The organism is Nocardia sp. MH4, from assembly GCF_019266065.1.
In the GTDB taxonomy this organism is placed as follows: Bacteria; Actinomycetota; Actinomycetes; order Mycobacteriales; family Mycobacteriaceae; genus Nocardia; species Nocardia canadensis.
Genome location: NZ_LPNR01000066.1, coordinates 20,236 through 38,547, shown reverse-complemented (window position 1 = coordinate 38,547; position 18,312 = coordinate 20,236). Strand labels below are relative to the sequence as shown.

The following is an 18,312-nucleotide window of genomic DNA, read 5'->3' as shown; positions in this document are numbered from 1 at the left end:
AACCGCCGCACCCCGGCGGCGTCGCCCTGGGCCGCCGCCCCGGCGGCCGTGGCGATCGCCTCGGCGAGCCGCGCCGGGTCGGCCAGTGTTTCGGCGTCGAGCACCGGTCCGGTGGTCGGCACGGCCCGGCGTCCGGTGCGGCGTCGCCGATTCTGTTTGCCCACGGTGTTCGGGCGTCCTCTCCTCGGTGGCGCCGGTCGGCGGCGCGCGATCACGATGCGGCCGACCGGCGGCCATCGTCCCATTGTCCAGGCGTCGCGCCGGGCGGGTGACCACGGGCCGCGCCCCGGTGTGCCCGTCGATTGCGGGGCCGTCGGGAGACAGACCCGTCGGAATGTATTTCGCTGTCGTGCACCGGAATCGGGGGCTGCGACGCCGGAGGGCGACCTACAGTGATGGGCATGAGCTATCGGGGGATGCTGGCCGCGGAACGGGCCGAGCTGATCGAACTCCTACGTGGACTGACCGAGCGGGAGTGGGAGACACCGTCGCTGTGCGCGGGGTGGCGGGTGCGCGACGTGGTCGGCCATCTGCTCACCGACACGCTCGGTCCCCTCGACTACGCGGCCGCCGCGGCGCGCAATCGCGGCTCGGTCGATCGGATCAACAACGCGCTCGCCGCGTCGTTCGCCGAACTGCCGACCGCGCAGCTGGTGCACATGTTCGAGCACGAGTCGGGTCGGCTGTCGCGGTTCTCGCCGCGGCTCATGCTCTCGGACCTGCTGGTGCATCAGCAAGACATCCGGCGGCCACTGCGCCGACCGCGCGTCATCGCCCCCGATCGGCTGATCGCGGTGCTGTCCTACCCGGACCCGTTCGCGTTCCCGGGCAAGCGGACCAAGGGCCTGCGTTTCATCGCCACCGACGTGGACTGGGCCTGGGGCGACGGACCCGAGGTACGCGGCCCCGGCGAGGCCATCGCCCTGGCCGTGGTCGGCCGCGCCGCCGTCCTCGACGAGCTCACCGGCGGTGGCGTCCCCGAACTCCGGCGCCGTTGCGGCTGAACCCGCGACGTGACACGGGCCTCAGGGGCGTGGACCGGTGCGGAGATCGACAGTCCGGACCTACTAGTCTGATCCCGTGAGTCTTGTGCTGTTGCCCGCCGTCGATGTCGCCAATGGGGAGGCCGTGCGCCTCGTGCAGGGAGAGGCCGGTAGCGAAACCAGCTACGGGTCGCCCCGGGACGCGGCACTGGCGTGGCAGCAGGCAGGCGCCGAGTGGGTGCATCTGGTGGATCTGGACGCCGCCTTCGGCAAGGGGAGCAACCGGGACCTGATCGCCCAGGTCGTCGGGGAACTCGATGTCAAGGTCGAACTGTCCGGCGGCATCCGCGACGACGCCTCCCTGGAAGCGGCGCTGGCCACCGGGTGCGCGCGGGTCAATATCGGCACCGCCGCGATCGAGAACCCGCAGTGGTGCGCGCGGGTACTGGGCGAGTACGGCGATCGGATCGCGGTCGGGCTCGACGTCAAGCAGATCGACGGGGAATGGCGGCTGCGCGGTCGCGGCTGGGTCACCGATGGCGGCGACCTGTGGGAGGCGCTCGAACGCCTCGAACGCGACGGCTGCGCGCGCTATGTCGTGACCGACGTCTCCAAGGATGGCACGCTGACCGGCCCCAACCTGGAACTGCTGAGCGAGGTCGCCAACGCCGCCGAGGCCCCGGTCGTCGCCTCCGGCGGCATCTCGGTGCTCGACGACCTGGTCGCCATCGCGGGCCTGGCCGAGGAGGGCGTGGAGGGCGCGATCATCGGCAAGGCGCTGTACGCGGGCCGGTTCACCCTGCCCGAGGCCCTGGCCGCGGTGCGCTGACACCGACGATGACCGCCGCACCGAGCACCGCCGAACTGACCGACCTGCTGGCCATCGCCACCCAGGTACTGGATGGGGTCGTCCCGCGTTTCGTCGAGGGCATCGGTGCGCCGAGCGCGGTCACCAAGGGCCGCAACGACTTCGCCACCGAACTCGATCTCGAGCTGGAGCGCACCATCTCCGCCGAACTCCAGCAGCGCACCGGGATCGCGGTGCACGGCGAGGAATTCGGCGGCCCGGCGCTCACCTCCGGCACGGCCTGGGTGCTCGACCCGATCGACGGCACCTTCAACTATTCCTCGGGCCACCCCATGTCAGGCACCCTGCTGGCGCTCGTCCACGAGGGTGAACCGGTGATCGGCCTGACCTGGCTGCCGCTGCTCGGCCGCCGGTACGCGGCGATCCAGGGCGGCCCGGTGTACCTCGACGGCGTCGCGCTGCCGCCGCTGCAACCCGGCAAGCTGGCCGAGGCGATGATCGGTTTCGGCGCGTTCAACGTGGACTCGGCCGGGCGTATCCCCGGTCAGTTCCGGTTCGACCTGCTCGGTGCGCTGAGCAGGCTCTCCTCGCGGGTCCGCATGCACGGCGCCACCGGCATCGACCTGGCGTTCACCGCCTCCGGCGCGCTCGGCGGCGCGGTCGTGTTCGGGCACCATCCGTGGGACAACGCGGCCGGTGTCGCGCTGGTGCGTTCCGCGGGCGGCGTGGTCACCGATCTGGCGGGCGCGCCGTGGACGATCACCTCGGGCTCGGTGCTGGCCGCCGCCCCCGGCGTCCACGAGGAACTCCTGGAAATGATTTGCACGGTCAGCGAAGAGGAACGAGGCTGAACACCATGACACCGCGCACCGACGAACGGCCGGACACCGCGGCGCCGAGCACGCTGGCCGTCCGGGTGATCCCGTGCCTGGATGTCGACGCGGGCCGGGTGGTCAAGGGCGTCAACTTCCAGAACCTGCGCGACGCGGGCGACCCGGTGGAACTGGCCGCCACCTACGACGCCCAGGGCGCCGACGAGCTCACCTTCCTCGACGTCACCGCCTCCACCGGTGATCGCGGCACCATGCTCGACGTGGTGACCCGCACCGCCGAGCAGATCTTCATCCCGCTCACCGTCGGCGGCGGCGTGCGCACCGTCGCCGACGTCGACCGGCTGCTGCGCGCCGGCGCGGACAAGGTGTCGGTGAACACCGCCGCCATCGCCCGCCCCGAGGTGCTCTCGGAGATGTCGCAGCGGTTCGGTTCGCAGTGCATCGTGCTCTCCGTCGACGCGCGCACCGTGCCCGACGGTCAGCCCGACACCCCCTCCGGCTGGGAGGTCACCACCCACGGCGGCAAGCGCGGCACCGGCATCGACGCGGTCGAATGGGCCATCCGCGGCGCCGAACTGGGCGTCGGCGAGATCCTGCTGAACTCGATGGACGCCGACGGCACCAAGGCCGGCTTCGACCTGCCGATGATCGCCGCGGTCCGGGCCGCGGTGCGGGTGCCGGTCATCGCCAGCGGCGGCGCGGGCGCGGTCGCGCACTTCCCGCCCGCCGTGCACGCGGGGGCCGACGCGGTACTGGCCGCGAGCGTGTTCCACTTCGGCGATCTCACCATCGGCCAGGTCAAGGACGCCATGCGCGCGGACGGGATCACCGTCCGCTGAGATCGTGTCCGCGCGGGTGACCGGTCGGGATCGCGGTTCGCCGAGGTCGCGGCCGCGCGCGGGGTGCCCGGTCCGAACCGCGTGCGGCGAGGACGTGACCGCGCGCTCGGGTGCAGTGGAAATCGGCGTGCGCTGAATGCGATGAAATCCGTTGCCGCGCGGGTTGATCCTCGGATGAGCATCGGAATCGCGTTGTCCCCGTTCGCCCTCGACCAATCCGCCAATGCCGTCGACGCGGCCGTCGACCTGGGGCGCAGCGCCGCCGCGGCCGGACTGAGTTCGGTGTGGCTCGGCCAGACCTTCTCGCACGACTCGCTGCTGGTGGCGGCGGTGATCGGCCGCGAGGTCCCGGGGATCGAGGTCGGCACCTCGGTGGTGCCGGTGCCGGGCAGGCATCCGCTGCTGGTGGCGAGTCAGGCGCAGACCGCGCAGGCGGCCACCGGCGGACGGTTCACCCTCGGCCTGGGTCTGGGCGCCCGCGCGCTGTCCGAGCGCGCGTTCGGCGGCCCGTTCGATCGTCCGGCGACGCGGCTGCGCGAATTCCTCACGGCGCTGCGCTCGATCCTCGACACCGGCGCGGTCGACTTCCGGGGCGAGACCCTGACCGCGGCCACGCCGATGCCCGCCGCCGTCGCGGGCGCCACCCCCACCGTGCCGGTGCTGGTCGCGGCGATGGGACCGCGGGCGCTGTCGGCCACCGGCGAACTGGCCGACGGCACCCTGCCGTTCCTGGTCGGGCCCGAGGCGCTGGCCGAGCACATCGTCGCGCCGCTGACGGCCGCGGCGGCGAGCGCGGGCAGGCCGCGGCCGCGCGTGGTCGTCCTGGTCCCCGGCGTGGTCACTGCGGATGCGGCCGCCGCCCGTGCCGCCGCCGAGGCGAAAACCGCCTTCTACGACAGCATTCCGTCGTATCGCCGGGTAATCGAGCTGTCCGGCGCGCGGCGGGCCGCCGAGCTGGTGGTGTACGGCGACGAGGAGATCGTCGCCGCGCGGGTGGCCGACTATTTCGCGGCGGGCGCGACCGAGGTGGTGTTCTCGCAGACCGACCTGACCACGCCCGAGGACCAGCAGCGCACCTGGCGACTGCTCGGCGAGCTCAACCGGGCGCGCTGACCAACCGCGGCGGTGGCCGAATCGCCCCGGACAGCGGCCGGCTACAGGCCCATGCCGGTGGCGATGATCGTGCGCAGGACGTCGCTGGTGCCGCCCTGCAGGCGATCGATGCGGTGGTCGGCGTAGAGCCGGGCGATCGGGGAATCGGTGAGATAGCCCGCGCCGCCGTGCAATTGGAGGCATCGGTCGATCACCCGGCCCGCGGTCTCGGTGGCGAACAGTTTCGCCGACGCGGCGTGCGCGTCGCCGAGCTCGCCGCGATCGTGCGCCGCCAGCGCGCGATCGACGACCGCCTCGACGGCGTCGACCTCGGTCTGGCAGGCGGCCAGCTCGAATTTCGTGTTCTGGAAGGCCGACAGGGGCTGGGTGAAGGCGATGCGCTCGGCGGTGTGCTTGCGCGCGAAGCGGACCGCGGCCTTGGCCTGGGCGTAGGCGCCGACGGCGATGCCGAGACGCTCCCTGGGCAGTTGCCCGGCGAGATGGGCGACGGCCTGGTGCGGCGCGCCGAGCACGTCGGCCGCGGGCACCCGCACATCGGTGAAGGTGAGTTCGGCGGTGCCGCTGAGCTTGCGGCCCAGCGTGTCGAGCCTGCGCCCCACCCGGAACCCGGTCGCGGCGGTGTCGACGACCAGCAGCGACAGACCGTGCGCGGGGTCGTCGGGGCGGGGCGCCGCGGTGCGCGCGCAGACGATCACCCGGTCGGCGTGCACGCCACCGGCGACGTAGGTCTTCGATCCGTTCACCACGTAGGTGGACCCGTCGACCGACAGCGGCGCGGTGGTGCGCATGCCCGCGGGCTCGGAGCCGGTGCCCGGTTCGGCCACCGCCAGCGCGAACATGGTGTCGCCGGTGACGATGCCCGGCAACCACCGCGCCTGCTGCGCCGGTGTGGCCAGCGCGGTCACCAGCGGCAGACACCGGGTGACGTGGACGCTCGCCCCGCCGAACGAGACCGCCGCCCTGGCGATCTCCTCCGCCAGCACGGTGCGGAAGCCGAACGAGGTACGCCCGGCCCCGCCGAACCGGACCGGCGCCTCCAGCCCGAAGACGCCGAGTTCGCCCAGCCGGTAATAGAACTCGCGCGGGACCTGGCCGTCGTCGTACCACTTGCCGAAGCTGGGCACGACCTCGGCGTCGATGAACGCGCGCATCGACGCCCGGAACGCGGCGTGCTCGGCATCGAGAACTGTCCTGTGCATACGGGATTCCTAACCGGCCTGCGAACGGCCACGAGCCGGCCCGCCCGAGCGTGGATCGGGCGGACCGGCGAAGCGGTGGGACGGACTACTTCGCGGGGGCGGGCACCGCGGGATCCTTGCAGTACGCGCCGAGCTCGGGCGGGCACGGCGCGGTGATCGTCGAGAAGTACTGGTAGGCCGAGAACAGCGCCAGCGGGCCGCCGACCGTGATCAGCCCGACCATGGTGCCGACCGCGCCGAGGGTGGCCGCCCCGAGCACACACCCGGCCACGGTCGCGCCGACCCACGGCACCAGCAGCACGATCACCGGGCTGGCGATGGTCGCCCCGGCCGCGCCACCCACCAGGCAGCCGACCCCGCCGCCGATCACCGCGCCGACGATCGCGGCCACCGCGCCACCGATGCCGACCCGCTGACTGAACGCGCCGAGGGCCGCCTGGTCACGCGGGGTGAACGACTCGGCCACCTGCTTGACCGCGGCGTCCGTGCTGACCAGCTCGGTCGCCGCGGCCACCGGCGTGGCGCCCTCGCGCGAGGGGGTCAGGGTGGCCTTGCCGCCGTCGATGGTGGCGGCGATCGGGAACAGCTTGTCGTCCATCCGGTAGGACAGCGGCAGCGCGGCGACCGGCACGTCGGCGCCGGTGGTGAGCACCAGCTGATCGCCGACGATCTGTAGCTTGCCGTCGGTGGTGGTGACGACGGCGGCGTCGCCCTGCCTGCTGACCTCGTAGTGCACATCGGTCTGTGGCGCCGGGTCGGCGTGGCCGGTGCCCGTGCCGACGCACAGGGCCAGCGCCGTCAGGGCGGCGGTCGCGAGGGTGGTGGACATCTTCATCGGTGATCCTCATCGATCGGGGGTGTACTTCGGGGGTTTCGCGGCGAACCGCGGAACGTTGGGGGGCTACTTTCCGGTGTCGATCAGGCCGTCGGTGAGCGACCAGTGGGTGCCCGCGAAGGTCTGGATGCCGACGGCTTCGAGCGGATAGCCGTCGCTCGCACCGGTTTTCATGCTGATGCCGGGCAGCAGCAGGTCCACGCCGACGTTGTCGAGGGAGCGCATCGCCTCGCGCAGGCCCTCGCGGGTCGGGCACGTCGCCGACTCGAACGTCTTGCGGAAGCTCTCGGCCATCGCCCAACCGGCCATCGCGTGCTGGTTCTCCGGGTCGGCGCCGGGCGCGTACTGGGCCAGCTTGGTCTTGTAGGTCTGCATGCCCGCGTCCTGGGTCCAGCGCGGGTCGGCCGGGTCCTTGAGGAAGGCGGCGCTGACCGCGCCCTGCACGTTCTCCAAGCCGACCGGCCGCAGGGTGGCCATGGTGTTCGACACCTGGGTGAGCACGTGCAGCGGATTCCAGTCGGTGTTGCGCACGTCGGCGGCCAGTGCCTGCGAGGCGAACTTCGGCGTCGAGAAGTTCAGCAGCACATCGGCTTTCGAGTTCGCCAGGTTGCGGACCTGCGGGTCGACGGTGGGGTCGGTGACCTCGAAGCTCTGCTGGGCGACCACCTTCACGCCGCTGCCCGCGACGCCCTCGGTGAACGCGGCGAGCAAATCCTTGCCGAAGTCGTCGTTCTGGTAGAGCACGGCCACGGTCGCGGTCGGGCGCTGGGTCTTGACGTACTGGGCGTAGGCCAATCCCTCGGTGCGGTAGCTGGGCTGCCAGCCGATCGTCCACGGGTGCTCGGCGTCGGCGCCGAACTTGGTCGCGCCGGTGGCCACGAACACCTGCGGTACCTTGCGCTGACCGAGGTAGTCCCACACCGCCGACGAGGTCGCGGTGCCCAGGGTCTGGAAGACCGCGAACACCTGATCCTGCTCGACCAGCCTGCGGGTCTCCTCGACCGTCTTGGGCGGCTGGTAGCCGTCGTCGCGCACCAGGTACTCGACCTTGCGTCCGGCGATCCCGCCCTGCTCGGCGTTGACGTAGTCGAAGTAGGCCTTGATGCCCTTGGGCACCTCGCTGTAGGCCGAGGCCGGGCCCGACAGCGGGTACACCCCGCCCAGCTTGAGGGTGGTGTCGGTGATGCCGACGGTCTGCTGGCCCCGGCAGTCGCCGACGGCGGTGGAGCCGGTCTCCTCGCCGCGGCCGCCGCACGCGGTGAGCGTCGCGAGCAGCGCCGCCGCCACCCCGAGGGCGTGGATCGCCTTAGTGCGCATGTGTTCTCCCTTTCCGAACCAGATGTCCGAGCCGTTGCGCCAGCCGGCCGGTGAGTCCGGCCAGGCCCGTGGGCGCGAGGTACATGACCGCGATGATCAGCAGTCCGAAGATGACGCCGGGCGCCGCCTGATTGACGTCCTGGGCGAAGCTGGGCACGAACATCACGAACAACCCGCCGAGCACCGGGCCCCAGGTGGTGCCGAGTCCGCCGACGACCAGGCCGGCCAGCAGCGTCACCGACAGGGTCAGCGCGAACGAGTCGGGGGAGACGAAGGCGATGACCCACGTGTAGACCGCGCCCGCGACTCCGGCGAGCAGGGCGCTCCAGGCGAAGGCGAGGGTCTTGTAGTGGGCCAGGTTCACCCCGAGCACCTCGGCGGCGATCTCGTTGTCGCGCACCGCGTGCAGCGCGCGGCCGACCCGTGAGCGCAGCATCCCGGCGACCAGCACGAAGGCGATCACGGTGGTCGCCAGCGCCAGGAAGTACAGCCACTGGTCCTCGGCCAGCCCGGTCCACGTGGGCGGCACCGGCTTGTCCACGGTCAGACCCATCGAGCCGCCGGTCAGGCCGTCGAACCGCTTGAGCAGCGGGACCAGGAAGATCGCGATCGCGAGGGTGACCAGCGCCAGATACAGTCCGCGCAGCCGCAGCGCGGGGATGCCGAGCGCGAAACCGAGGACGAAGGTCACCGCCGCCGCGAGCGGGACGGTCGCGAAATACGGCAGGTCCCAGCGCTGCATCGCCACCGCGGCGGTGTAGGCGCCGACCGCGAAGAACGCGCCGTGCCCCAGCGAGATCTGGCCGGTGTGACCGACCAGCAGGTTCAACCCGAGCAGGGTGACCGCGTAGACCATGGCCATGGCCAGCTGGAAGGTGTGGAATGGCACCAGCTGGAAGGGTGCCGCGCAGGCCAGTAGAACGACGGCCGCGGTGGCGATCAGTGGCCAACGGAGGCGACTCACGACCGAAGTCGCCGGTGGCGCAACAGAAGTCGTCGGCTTCGATACAGTCTTCAGCTCGCTCATACCCGTTCCACCGCCGCGTGTCCGAACAGACCTTGCGGGCGCAGCAGGAGCACGCCCAGGATGATCACCAGTGGCACACCGATCTTGAGTTCGGTGCCGATCGCGTCGACATAGGCGCCGGTGAGGGTCTCGGCGACGCCGACGATCAGGCCGCCCGCCACCGCGCCGCCGGGGGAGTCGAAGCCGCCCAGCGTGGCCGCCGCGAAGGCATAGATGAGAACGCCGCCCATCATGTTGGGTTCGAGGAACAGCAGCGGCGCCGACAGCACCCCGGAGACCGCGCCGACCAGCGCCGCCAGCCCCCAGCCGAGCGCGAGCACGGTGCCGACCCGGATGCCGACCAGCCGGGCAGACTGCGGATGACAGGCCACCGCGCGCATGGCCAGGCCGATCCCGGTGAAGCGGAACAGCAGGTACAGCAGTCCCATCACCACCGCGACGACGGCGAGAATGCCGAGGCTGCCGTACCCGACGCTGACACCGGCGGTGCGCAGCGCACCGTCCGGGAACGGATTCGGGAACGACTTCACCTGGTAGGACCAGATCCAGCCCGCCACCGCGTGCACGGTGAAGAACAGGCCGACCGTGACGATCACCAGGGTGATCTCGGGCGCGCCCTCGACCGGACGGATGACCACCCGTTCGATGAGCATGCCCGCGACGAAGGAGATGGCCAGGGTCAGCGGCAGCGCCGCCCAGAAGGGCATGGTCTGGCTCAGTTGCCAGGCCAGGAACGCCGAGAACATGGCCAGCTCGCCCTGGGCGAAGTTGACGATTCCGGTGAACCGGTAGATGAGCACGAGTGCCAGGGCGAGACCGGCGTAGATCGCGCCCGCCGAGAGTCCCTCGACGAGCTGCTGGACGAAGTCGGTCACGGCCGCACCCGGATTCCGAGGTAGGAGCGGGTGACCTGGTCATCGGCCCTGATCTCGGCGGCCGTGCCGGACAACACGATGCGCCCGGACTCGAGCACATGGGCCCGATGGGCGATGCCGAGGGCCAGATGAGCGTTCTGCTCGACGACGATCACGGTGGTGCGTTCCTCTTCGTTGATGGTGTGCACGATCCCGAACAGCTCCTGGGTCACCAGCGGGGACAGGCCCAGCGAGGGCTCGTCGAGCAGCAGCACCCGGGGCCGCAGCATCAGCGCCCGGCCGATGGCGAGCATCTGCTGCTGGCCGCCCGACAGCCCGCCCGCCGGCTCGCGCCGCTTGTCGCGCAGGATCGGGAAGTAGTCGTAGATGCGGCGCAGGTCGGCCTCGGTGCCCGCGCGATCGCGGCGGGTGTAGGCGCCCAGACGCAGGTTCTCCTCGACCGTCAGCGGCGCGAAGGTGCCGCGGCCCTCGGGCACGTGGGCGACGCCGAGCCGGGCCATCGTCTCCGGGGCGCGCCCGGTCACCTCGGTGCCGTCCAGGCGCAGGGTGCCGCGCACCTTGACCATCCCGCACAGGGCCCGCAGCAGCGTCGTCTTGCCCGCGCCGTTGGGCCCGAGGATCGCGCACACCGCGCCCCGCGGCACCGAGAAGCTCACGCCGTGCAGGACTTTCGCCGCACCGTAACCGGCGTGCAGGTCGGTGACAGAAAGGAACTCGCTCGTGCCGGACCCCTTCGGGATGCTCGGGCGGCCTCCGTGGTCACGCTCCGCTGCCGCCTCCGGCCGCTGACCGCTCATGCCGCCACGCCCAGATAGGCGCGGATGACGGCCGGATCCCGTTGCACCGCTTCGGGTTCGCCCTCGGCGATGACCTGACCGAACTCCAGGCACACCACCCGATCGCAGGTGCCCATGACGAACCCCATGTGGTGTTCGACCACGACGACGGTCAGGCCGAGATCGGCTTGCAGGGCGCGCAAGCGCTCGGCGAACTCGTCGACCTCGCCGTGGCTCAGACCGTTGACCGGCTCGTCCAGCAGCAACAGCCGAGGCCGGACCGCGAGCGCCCTGGCCAGTTCGATGCGCTTGAGGGTGCCGAACGGCAGGCCCGCCGCCGGATGGTCGGCCACCGCGGTCAGCTCGAGGCGGTCGAGCAGATCGTCGGCTTCGGCGCGCAGCGCCCGTTCCTCTCGACGGACCCTCGGCAGCCGTAAGCCCGCGGAGACGAAACCGGCGCGGGCGCGATGATGCGCGCCGACCAGGACGTTGTCGCGGACCGAGAGCCTGGGGAACAGGCCCAGGTTCTGGAAGGTCCGGGCGATCCCGAGTCCGGCCAGCGCGTCCGGCCGGACCGTGGCCAGGTCGGTCTCGCGGTAGCGCAGGGTGCCCGACGTCGGCCGGTGGCGCCGGGTCAGACAGTTGAACAGAGTGGTCTTGCCCGCGCCGTTCGGTCCGATCAGGCCGACCATCTCCCCGGGAGCGACCGCGAACCCGACCTCCCGCAGCGCGGTGATGCCGCCGAAGCGCACCGTCAGGTTGGTTATCTCGAGCATGCGACGAACAGTAAGTTCGCAGGTCACGAGCCACATCGGACGTTGCGGACCAATTTCGGCGCACGCTCTCGTCCGCTGCGGACAGGGCGCCCGGCGGTTGACACCGGTAAATCGGACATGCAAACTCCCCGGACATGTCGGCTGGATCACATCTGCTCACCGCGTCGAACTCGGATCCGGTGCACGCCGAGCGCGCGCGGATCGTCGGATGCGCCTACGACCACGCCGACGACATCGCCGACGACGTGATGGCCAAGCTGCGCACCGAGCTGCCCGGCTACGGCACCGCCGACCCCGGCTTCCTCGCCGACGTGCACGACCAGCTGGCCCGGCTGAGCCGCACCGGGCTCGGCGCGCTGCTCGAACGCAAGCGGGTCACCCCGGCCGATGTCACCTACGCCCGGCAGGCCGCCGCCCGGCGGGCGCGCTCGGGCCTGCCGCTGGTCGACTACATCGCCGCGTTCCGGCTGGGACAGCGCGCCATCTGGAAATCGCTGCTCGCCCACGCCGGCGACACCGAGGCAGGCCGCGAGGCCGTGCTCTCGCTGGCCGGTCCGCTGGCCCGCTACACCGACCTGATCAGCACCCAGGCCACCGACGCCTACCTGGAGTTCCAGCAGTACGTGGCCGCCGAGTCCGGCCGCGACAGCCAGGCGCTGATGGACACGCTGCTCGACGGCACCCTGCCCGCGGGCGGCCCGCATCTGTCGGTGGCCACCGCGCACGGGATCGGCGCGGACCGCACCACCCCGCTGGTCGTGGTGACCGCCGTGGTGCTGGATGGCTCTGCGCGCGCCGATTCCGCCGACGGGCTCGGGGAGACAAGGCAATTGGTGTCCGCGGCCGCCGCGCGGGTCGGGGTCAACGGGTTGCGCACACTGTCGGTGGTGCGCGGCGGCGAGATCGTCGCGATTCCCGCGCTCGGGCGCGACGGTTCGGCCGAGCAGCTGTGCCAACGACTGCGCGCAATGCGTGAGGACCTCGCCGCCGAGGGCATCGCGCTGGCGGTCGGGGTGAGCACCGCGGTCACCGAGGTCGCCCAGATCCCGCGTGCCTACCGGCAGGCCCAGGCCGCGCTCGCGCTGCTGCCCGAGGACGGCGGCGTGCTCGCGCTCCCGCAGCTGACGCCGTTCCGGTACCTGCTGCTGCGCGCCGACGACACCACCCGCCAGCTGGTCGACCCGCGCATCGGCGCCGCGCTGGCCGACGACCGCGCCCGCGGCGGCTCGCTGGCCGAGACCATCCGCGCCTTCGCCGCCGCCGACATGAACCTGCGCGAAGCCGCCGACACGCTGCGCATCCACCTCAACACCGCCAAGTACCGGCTCGGGCGGATCCAGGAGCTGACCGGCCGCAATGTGCGCAGCGTCAACGACCTGGTGGAACTGCTGGTGGCGATCGAGCTGCAGACCGGGCAGTCGGCGCGTTCCGGTACGGCTGTTATAAACGAGGCATGAGCCTCGATCCCGCCATCGCCGCACGCCTCAAGCGCAACGACGCGGGTCTGGTCGCCGCCGTCGCCCAGGAGAAGTCGACCGGTGACGTGCTGATGATGGCCTGGATGGACGACGAGGCGCTGGCCAGGACCATCGCGACCCGCAAGGGCACCTACTACTCGCGGTCGCGTCAGCAGTACTGGGTCAAGGGCGAGACCTCGGGCCACACCCAGTACGTGCACGAGGTGCGGCTCGACTGCGACGGCGACACGATCCTGCTGATCGTCGACCAGGAGGGCGCGGCCTGTCACACCGGCACGCACACCTGCTTCGACACCGACGTGCTGCTGGCCGCCGACTAGTCGCCGTCCTCGGCCAGGACACTGTTCAGCCGCGCCGACAGGGTTTCCCCGAGCTCGGCCAGCTGGGCGGTCTGCTCGGCGTCGAGTCCGTCGAGCACCAGCCGGCGCACGGCCTCGACGTAGCCCGGCGTGGCCGCGAGCACCTTCGCGAATCCGGCGTCGGTGAGCACCGCGTGCACCCCGCGCCTGCCCGCGGTGGAGTCGCGCCGGGCCCAGCCCAGCCGCTCCAGCTTCGACACCACATGCGACAGTCGCGATAGCGACGCATTTGCTTTGTGGGCGAGATCACTCAGCTGCAGGCGATGGCCCGCTTCCTCGGAGAGCAGGCTCAACACCCGGAACTCGAAATGGGTCAGCCCGGCCTCGCGCTGCAGCCGCGTATCGAGCGCACCCGGGATCCGGGCCATGAGCGCCACGATCGCCTGCCAGGCGCGCTGTTCGACGGGGTCGAGCCACTGGGTCATCGCCGGCACTGTCTCGCGGCCGAACGACAGGGCGGGTGTACTGGGGCACGCACCGAACCGAGTTTGCCACGACGTCGCTGTGGCGTCCGCGAGTTGGCCGCGGTCGTGAGGTCACTCACAGCATCGCCGACCTCGTATCGCGAAAAGCCCGTCGCCCCAGCCGCTGTCGGGCCCGCGCGCACCGATGGTGCGGCCGGACCCGGCGCGGAGCGTCCGCTCAGTCGGCGTGGCGCGCGTGCAGCAGCGCGAACCCCAGCGGCAGCTCGTCGTGCCCGATCAGCTCGAGCCCGGCCGACTTCAGTACCGCGCGATAGTGGGTGACGGTGCGTTCGCGCCCGCCGACATTGCACAGCATGTGCAGGTCCCAGGCGGGCGCGAGGGACCGGGACCCGTCCTCGGGCAGCAGCCGTTCCACGATGTAGAGCCGGGCGTGCTCGGACATCGCCGCGGCGCACCCGCGCAGGATCGCGCGGCAGTCCGCGTCGTCCCAGTCGTGCAGGACCCGCGACAACAGATAGATGTCACCGCCGGTCGGCACCTCGGCGGTGAAGAAGTCCCCGCCCACCAATTCGCAGCGCGACAGGCAGCCCGCCGCCGCCAAGGTCGTCCGCGCGCGCGGCAGGGTGGACTCGCGCTCGAACAGGATGCCGCGCAGCTGTGGGTTCGCCGCGACCACGCGTGCTAGCAATTCGCCGGTGCCGCCGCCGACGTCGACCACCGTGCGCGCGGTGGCGGTCCCGACGAGCCCGGCGACCTGGCCGAAGATCGACGCGCTCGCCGCCATGGCCCGATCGAACAGGCTCGCACGCTCCGGGTCGGCCCGGAAATACTCGAAATGGTGCCTGCCGAAGTGGTGGTCGAAGGCCGTCCGGCCGGTCCGCACGGCGTAGCCGAGTTCGCCGAACGACTCGTAGAACGCGCCGCCATAGAGACACGCCAGCGGATGCAGCGACGGCTGGGCGCCGGCGGCGAGCAGCCTGCCGGTCTCGGTGAGCGTGTAGCCCGCGCCGAGCGGCTCGACGATCTCGAGCTGGGCCAGGTAGCGCAACAGCCGGGTGAGCGCGTCGAAGTCGGTCCCGGTCGCGGCGGCGAGCTCGCCGAGCGGTCCGCCCGGCGTCTCGGCGAGCCGGTCGGCGATGCCGGACCCGGCGGTGACGGCCAGCGCCTGGGTCGCCCAGGCACCGGTGAGCAACCCGAGCAGCCGCGTCGCGGGATCGGCGGATTCGCTCGTGTGCCGGGCGAGTTCGCGGGGATGCGCACCGGCGACATACAGCTCCACCCGCCGGTCGGTCCGCGCGCCCGGCCTGCGGAAATAGAAGCTGGTGGCGTCCTCGCGGTCGTTGTAGCCACCGTGGTCGGGGCGCAGCCCGCCCGGCCCGGTGAGCAGCGCGCGCAGCCCGGCCAGGGTCAGGGGGTCGACGGGCCCGGTGGCCAGCGCGATGTGGGCCTCGTGCGCCTCGGCGCGCTCGAGGTCGGCCACCTCGGCGGGCGCGGCGGGCAGCGCGAAGATCTCGAGCGCGCAGGGTGTGCCGTCGGCGGCGGGGAGCGCCGCGCGCACGATCCGCACCGGCACCCGCTGGGGGTCGAGGCCGTGGCGGGCCGCCACCCGCTGCCGGACCACGACGCTGGGCTCGTTCGAGTCGATCGTGAGGCCGTGCGTCGCGAGCAGGTCGTCGAGGGCGGCGAGGTCGGGCGGGAACACCATGACCGCGGCGTGCGCGAACCGGCAGCGATCGGCGATCGCCCCGCGTTCGGCCTCGCTGAGCCGGGGCAGCAGCCGGGCGAGCACGCTGTCGGTGTCATGGGTTCCGACGAACCGCGCGGCCGCGGCCACGCGGTCGTCATCGAGCGGGTCGATCCGGGATTGCACTGCCGGCGAGCGGGTCACGCGTCCTCCTGGATTCAGATACCGACGTAGTTCTCCGCGAAGAAGTCCTGATGGGGTCGTGAGGTGGCCAGGCTGTGCAGCCGGGCCTGCTGGAGCTCGCGATCGAAGCCCGCGTGCGGACCGGTGGGCGGATGCAGCAGGCCGATCATCCAGTGCGAGAACTCGTGCGCGCGCCGGATGCGTGGGACGCAGTCGGCCGAGTGCCGCCGCAGGGCGGACTCGTCGCCGTGATCGACCGCGGCGATCAGGGCCGCGGCGAGCGAGCGCGCGGTGAGGATGGCCAGGTTGGCGCCCTTGGCCGCGGCCGGGCTGATCGTGGAGGCCGCGTCGCCCGCCAGGAACAGCCGGCCCTGCTGGATCGGGTCGAGGATCTCCGACCGCAACCGGACCAGTCCGCGCTCGAGGATCGGGCCCGTGCGCAACGGTCCGTACCGGTCGGCGCGCAGCCGGGTCGACAGCGCGCTCCAGACTCGGTCCTCGCTCCAGCGCAGGGCGTCCTCGTCGGCGCACTGCAAGTAGTAGCGGGTCACCTCGGGGCTGCGTGGCATCTGGCCCGCGAAGCCGTCGGGGTGGACGCCGTAGGCGACGGTGTCGGTCGTCGGCGGGGCCTGAGCCAGCAGCGCGAGCCAGGTGATGGCGTAGTCGCGGGTGGAGCGCGGGCCGCGCACGGCGCGGCGGGCCGCGCCGCGCGCGCCGTCGCATCCGACCAGGTAGCGCGCGGTGATCCGGTGACTCTCGCCGTCCGCGGTGCGGGCCAGCACCCACGGCCGCTCGCCGGGTTCGTCCCCGATCCGTTCGGCGGTGGTCGCGCACCGCAGCTCGCCGCCGCGTCGCAGGTACTCGGCGACCAGATCGGTGACCAGCCGCTGCTGGGGGTAGACGGTGTGCACCTCGCCCCGCCCGAGCTCGTCGTAGGACAGCTCGATCCGGCCGTCGCCGCTGCGGAACTCGCAGCTGTGGTGCGTGCGGCCGCCGGTGCGCAAGCCGGTGTCGAGTCCGTGCTCGGCCAGCACCGCGACACCGGCGGGAGCCAGGAAACCGGCACGGGCGCGCTGCTCGATGTGCGGGCGGTCGCGCCGTTCCAGGATCAGCACATCGATCCCGGCCGCGCGCAGGATGTTGCCGAGGACGAGGCCGGCCGGACCGGCGCCGAGCACGAGGACCGAGGTCGACTCGCTGCTCCCGATCGGCATGGGAACGGAGCTTAGGTCACCGCGGCGGCGCCGGGCGTCCGCCGCGGTGGCGTGTTGCTGGGATTATTCGGAAAAGCTATTGCTCGCCGGGGATCGGCGCGGTCGGAGCGGGCGCGGTGTCGGCGGCTTTGGCGGCCTTGCGCCGGGTGAGGCCGCGCTTGCCCATCAGGGCGAGCACCAGCAGGAAGATCAACCCCGCCACGATCGCGCCGACCAGGCAGGCGCCGCGGAAGGCGGGTGCGTCGACGTCGAGGATGCGCTGACCCGCGTGCGCCGCGTTGTTGCCGCCGAGCACGATCGTGAGCGTCATCAGGTTGGGCACCGCCAGCAGCAGCGCGATGATCACCGAGGCGCCCGCGATGAACTTGCCGCCCTTGCGTTTCCACACGCGCACCGCCAGCAGCACCAGCAGCAGCGGAGCGAGGGTGAACACCAGGCCGTAGACCAGGCCCCACCAGATGCCCTGGGTGAAGCTGCCGTGCACCACGCTCGCCAGGCGCTGCGCCCACCAGCGGGGGATGAACGACGACAGGATGAGATAGGCGATCACCAGGACGACGGCCGTGGCGACCGTGATGATCGCCCGGTTGCGCCACACGGTCGCCGTGGACTTCTGACCGTTCGACTGCACCTCGCCGGTTGTCATCTCCCCAGCGTAGAGGCGTCCGGGACGCCGGACGCCGATCCGGCGCCCGGCGTTTCGCCGGTTACTCCGCGGCGGTGGCGCGGGTCCGCAGGAAGGCCAGCGCCTCGTCGGCGTGCACGGCGGCGCGGAGTTCGCCGGTGACGACCTTCAGGATGGTCCGGTCGGTGTCGATGACGAAGGTGTGCCGCTTGACCGGGGCCAGCTTGCCCAGCAGCCCGCGCTTGACGCCGAAGGCCGCGGCCACCGCGCCGTCGGCGTCGGAGAGCACCGGGTAGTCCAGTCGCTGCTTGGTGGCGAATCCGGCCTGCACCTCGGTGCTGTCGGTGCTGATGCCGGCGCAGGAGGCGCCGATGGCGGCGAACTCCGCGCTCAGATCGCGGAAGTGGCAGGCCTCGGCCGTACACACGGGGGTATTGGCCGCCGGGTAGAAGAACAGCACGAGTGGACCGTCGGCGAGCAAGCCGTCGAGCGTGCGGAGCTGGGCGGACTGGTCGGGGAGCTCGAACTGCGGAGCGCGCTGGCCTGGCTGCATGATGCGACCCTATCGACCGGGCCGGGTGTACGGAAGATCCCCGCCCGCTGACGCGAACGGGGACCATGTCCCGATCGACCGGCACCGCCCCCGACGGACCGCACCCGTCGAACGGTGCCTAGCGCTTGAGCAGGGCCGCGATCTCCGGGTTGCGGATCTCCATCACGTCGAGGATGCCGTGCACGCGCAGCATCGGCTCGAGCTGCCGGATCCGGTCGCGGTGTGCCGCGTACTCGTCCGGATAGGTCTTCTCGTCCAGATCCTGCATCTCTTTGGCGTAGGTGACGAACGACGTGAGCGCGCTCGCCGCGGACAGCTGGCCGGGACCGTAGTGCTGCTGCGACGGGGCGGCGAGTCGGCCGTCCTGAGCGCCCTGGTGCGAGGGGTACAACATTGCTCCTCTCGGAAAG

The 18,312-nt window shown here is 71.9% G+C and carries 20 protein-coding genes; 7 read left to right on the top strand and 13 right to left on the bottom strand.

Annotated features, from left to right (window positions below):
* Positions 1-401: 401 nt before the first annotated feature.
* From ATM97_RS05690 to ATM97_RS05670, 5 genes are all read left to right on the top strand, one after another.
* On the top strand, positions 402-1,004 hold the full coding sequence (locus ATM97_RS05690) for a maleylpyruvate isomerase family mycothiol-dependent enzyme (protein ID WP_255587157.1): 603 nt from the start codon (positions 402-404) through the stop codon (positions 1,002-1,004).
* Positions 1,005-1,080: 76 nt separating this feature from the next.
* Positions 1,081-1,812 (top strand): bifunctional 1-(5-phosphoribosyl)-5-((5-phosphoribosylamino)methylideneamino)imidazole-4-carboxamide isomerase/phosphoribosylanthranilate isomerase PriA, encoded by a 732-nt coding sequence (gene priA / locus ATM97_RS05685; RefSeq protein ID WP_218716880.1) that lies wholly within the window; start codon positions 1,081-1,083, stop codon positions 1,810-1,812.
* Between the two features lie 8 nt (positions 1,813-1,820).
* Positions 1,821-2,642, top strand: coding sequence for an inositol monophosphatase (locus ATM97_RS05680; protein WP_218716879.1), 822 nt, complete (start codon positions 1,821-1,823; stop codon positions 2,640-2,642).
* A 5-nt stretch (positions 2,643-2,647) separates the two neighbouring features.
* Positions 2,648-3,463, top strand: a complete 816-nt coding sequence (hisF, locus tag ATM97_RS05675) for an imidazole glycerol phosphate synthase subunit HisF (protein ID WP_218716878.1) — start codon at positions 2,648-2,650, stop codon at positions 3,461-3,463.
* A 174-nt stretch (positions 3,464-3,637) separates the two neighbouring features.
* Positions 3,638-4,576, top strand: a complete 939-nt coding sequence (locus ATM97_RS05670; RefSeq protein WP_218716877.1) for a TIGR03564 family F420-dependent LLM class oxidoreductase — start codon at positions 3,638-3,640, stop codon at positions 4,574-4,576.
* 41 nt (positions 4,577-4,617) lie between these two features.
* Here the strand turns inward: ATM97_RS05670 and ATM97_RS05665 are convergent, their stop codons facing one another.
* From ATM97_RS05665 to ATM97_RS05635, 7 genes are all read right to left on the bottom strand, one after another.
* The gene (locus tag ATM97_RS05665) at positions 4,618-5,775 is read right to left on the bottom strand and encodes an acyl-CoA dehydrogenase family protein (RefSeq protein WP_218716876.1); all 1,158 of its coding nucleotides are present in this window, start codon (positions 5,773-5,775) and stop codon (positions 4,618-4,620) included.
* An 85-nt stretch (positions 5,776-5,860) separates the two neighbouring features.
* Positions 5,861-6,610 (bottom strand): hypothetical protein, encoded by a 750-nt coding sequence (locus tag ATM97_RS05660; protein WP_218716875.1) that lies wholly within the window; start codon positions 6,608-6,610, stop codon positions 5,861-5,863.
* Between the two features lie 66 nt (positions 6,611-6,676).
* Positions 6,677-7,927 (bottom strand): ABC transporter substrate-binding protein, encoded by a 1,251-nt coding sequence (locus tag ATM97_RS05655; protein ID WP_218716874.1) that lies wholly within the window; start codon positions 7,925-7,927, stop codon positions 6,677-6,679.
* Entirely contained in the window at positions 7,917-8,891 is a 975-nt protein-coding gene (locus ATM97_RS05650; protein ID WP_308248382.1) for a branched-chain amino acid ABC transporter permease, read from the bottom strand. The genes ATM97_RS05655 and ATM97_RS05650 overlap by 11 nt, the downstream gene beginning before the upstream one ends.
* A gap of 59 nt (positions 8,892-8,950) precedes the next feature.
* A complete protein-coding gene (locus ATM97_RS05645) occupies positions 8,951-9,829 on the bottom strand; it encodes a branched-chain amino acid ABC transporter permease (protein WP_218716873.1) in 879 nt (292 codons plus the stop codon).
* A complete protein-coding gene (locus tag ATM97_RS05640) occupies positions 9,826-10,626 on the bottom strand; it encodes an ABC transporter ATP-binding protein (protein ID WP_255587149.1) in 801 nt (266 codons plus the stop codon). The genes ATM97_RS05645 and ATM97_RS05640 overlap by 4 nt, the downstream gene beginning before the upstream one ends.
* Positions 10,623-11,381, bottom strand: coding sequence for an ABC transporter ATP-binding protein (locus ATM97_RS05635; RefSeq protein WP_218716872.1), 759 nt, complete (start codon positions 11,379-11,381; stop codon positions 10,623-10,625). Before ATM97_RS05635 ends, ATM97_RS05640 begins: the two co-directional genes overlap by 4 nt.
* A 134-nt stretch (positions 11,382-11,515) precedes the next feature.
* Here ATM97_RS05635 and ATM97_RS05630 point away from each other — a divergent pair, with 134 nt between their 5' ends.
* Entirely contained in the window at positions 11,516-12,838 is a 1,323-nt protein-coding gene (locus ATM97_RS05630; RefSeq protein ID WP_218716871.1) for a CdaR family transcriptional regulator, read from the top strand.
* Positions 12,835-13,179, top strand: coding sequence for a phosphoribosyl-AMP cyclohydrolase (gene hisI, locus ATM97_RS05625; RefSeq protein WP_218716870.1), 345 nt, complete (start codon positions 12,835-12,837; stop codon positions 13,177-13,179). The genes ATM97_RS05630 and hisI overlap by 4 nt, the downstream gene beginning before the upstream one ends.
* On the opposite strand, the gene ATM97_RS05620 is transcribed toward hisI, so the two are convergent.
* From ATM97_RS05620 to ATM97_RS05595, 6 genes are all read right to left on the bottom strand, one after another.
* Complete coding sequence (locus tag ATM97_RS05620; protein ID WP_218716869.1) at positions 13,176-13,643, bottom strand: MarR family winged helix-turn-helix transcriptional regulator; 468 nt, start codon at positions 13,641-13,643, stop codon at positions 13,176-13,178. The two genes, hisI and ATM97_RS05620, sit on opposite strands and share 4 nt — an antisense overlap.
* Positions 13,644-13,860: 217 nt before the next feature.
* Positions 13,861-15,531 (bottom strand): methyltransferase, encoded by a 1,671-nt coding sequence (locus tag ATM97_RS05615; RefSeq protein WP_218716868.1) that lies wholly within the window; start codon positions 15,529-15,531, stop codon positions 13,861-13,863.
* A gap of 14 nt (positions 15,532-15,545) precedes the next feature.
* Positions 15,546-16,724, bottom strand: coding sequence for a 4-hydroxybenzoate 3-monooxygenase (locus tag ATM97_RS05610; RefSeq protein ID WP_255587148.1), 1,179 nt, complete (start codon positions 16,722-16,724; stop codon positions 15,546-15,548).
* 76 nt (positions 16,725-16,800) lie between these two features.
* A complete protein-coding gene (locus tag ATM97_RS05605; RefSeq protein WP_218716867.1) occupies positions 16,801-17,370 on the bottom strand; it encodes a permease in 570 nt (189 codons plus the stop codon).
* Between the two features lie 61 nt (positions 17,371-17,431).
* Positions 17,432-17,902, bottom strand: a complete 471-nt coding sequence (locus ATM97_RS05600; protein WP_218716866.1) for a peroxiredoxin — start codon at positions 17,900-17,902, stop codon at positions 17,432-17,434.
* 118 nt (positions 17,903-18,020) lie between these two features.
* Positions 18,021-18,296, bottom strand: a complete 276-nt coding sequence (locus tag ATM97_RS05595; RefSeq protein ID WP_218716865.1) for a hypothetical protein — start codon at positions 18,294-18,296, stop codon at positions 18,021-18,023.
* Positions 18,297-18,312 lie beyond the last annotated feature (16 nt).

Excerpts from the sequence above, each read along its gene's own strand:
- ATM97_RS05600 (WP_218716866.1), bottom strand. The coding sequence starts at position 17,902 with ATGCAGCCAGGCCAGCGCGCTCCGCAGTTCGAGCTCCCCGACCAGTCC.
- ATM97_RS05620 (WP_218716869.1), bottom strand. The coding sequence starts at position 13,643 with ATGACCCAGTGGCTCGACCCCGTCGAACAGCGCGCCTGGCAGGCGATC.
- ATM97_RS05640 (WP_255587149.1), bottom strand. The coding sequence starts at position 10,626 with ATGAGCGGTCAGCGGCCGGAGGCGGCAGCGGAGCGTGACCACGGAGGC.
- hisI (WP_218716870.1), top strand. The coding sequence starts at position 12,835 with ATGAGCCTCGATCCCGCCATCGCCGCACGCCTCAAGCGCAACGACGCG.
- ATM97_RS05595 (WP_218716865.1), bottom strand. The coding sequence starts at position 18,296 with ATGTTGTACCCCTCGCACCAGGGCGCTCAGGACGGCCGACTCGCCGCC.
- hisF (WP_218716878.1), top strand. The coding sequence starts at position 2,648 with ATGACACCGCGCACCGACGAACGGCCGGACACCGCGGCGCCGAGCACG.
- ATM97_RS05690 (WP_255587157.1), top strand. The coding sequence starts at position 402 with ATGAGCTATCGGGGGATGCTGGCCGCGGAACGGGCCGAGCTGATCGAA.
- ATM97_RS05635 (WP_218716872.1), bottom strand. The coding sequence starts at position 11,381 with ATGCTCGAGATAACCAACCTGACGGTGCGCTTCGGCGGCATCACCGCG.
- ATM97_RS05605 (WP_218716867.1), bottom strand. The coding sequence starts at position 17,370 with ATGACAACCGGCGAGGTGCAGTCGAACGGTCAGAAGTCCACGGCGACC.
- ATM97_RS05655 (WP_218716874.1), bottom strand. The coding sequence starts at position 7,927 with ATGCGCACTAAGGCGATCCACGCCCTCGGGGTGGCGGCGGCGCTGCTC.
- ATM97_RS05665 (WP_218716876.1), bottom strand. The coding sequence starts at position 5,775 with ATGCACAGGACAGTTCTCGATGCCGAGCACGCCGCGTTCCGGGCGTCG.
- ATM97_RS05630 (WP_218716871.1), top strand. The coding sequence starts at position 11,516 with ATGTCGGCTGGATCACATCTGCTCACCGCGTCGAACTCGGATCCGGTG.
- ATM97_RS05680 (WP_218716879.1), top strand. The coding sequence starts at position 1,821 with ATGACCGCCGCACCGAGCACCGCCGAACTGACCGACCTGCTGGCCATC.
- ATM97_RS05670 (WP_218716877.1), top strand. The coding sequence starts at position 3,638 with ATGAGCATCGGAATCGCGTTGTCCCCGTTCGCCCTCGACCAATCCGCC.
- ATM97_RS05610 (WP_255587148.1), bottom strand. The coding sequence starts at position 16,724 with ATGCCGATCGGGAGCAGCGAGTCGACCTCGGTCCTCGTGCTCGGCGCC.
- ATM97_RS05660 (WP_218716875.1), bottom strand. The coding sequence starts at position 6,610 with ATGAAGATGTCCACCACCCTCGCGACCGCCGCCCTGACGGCGCTGGCC.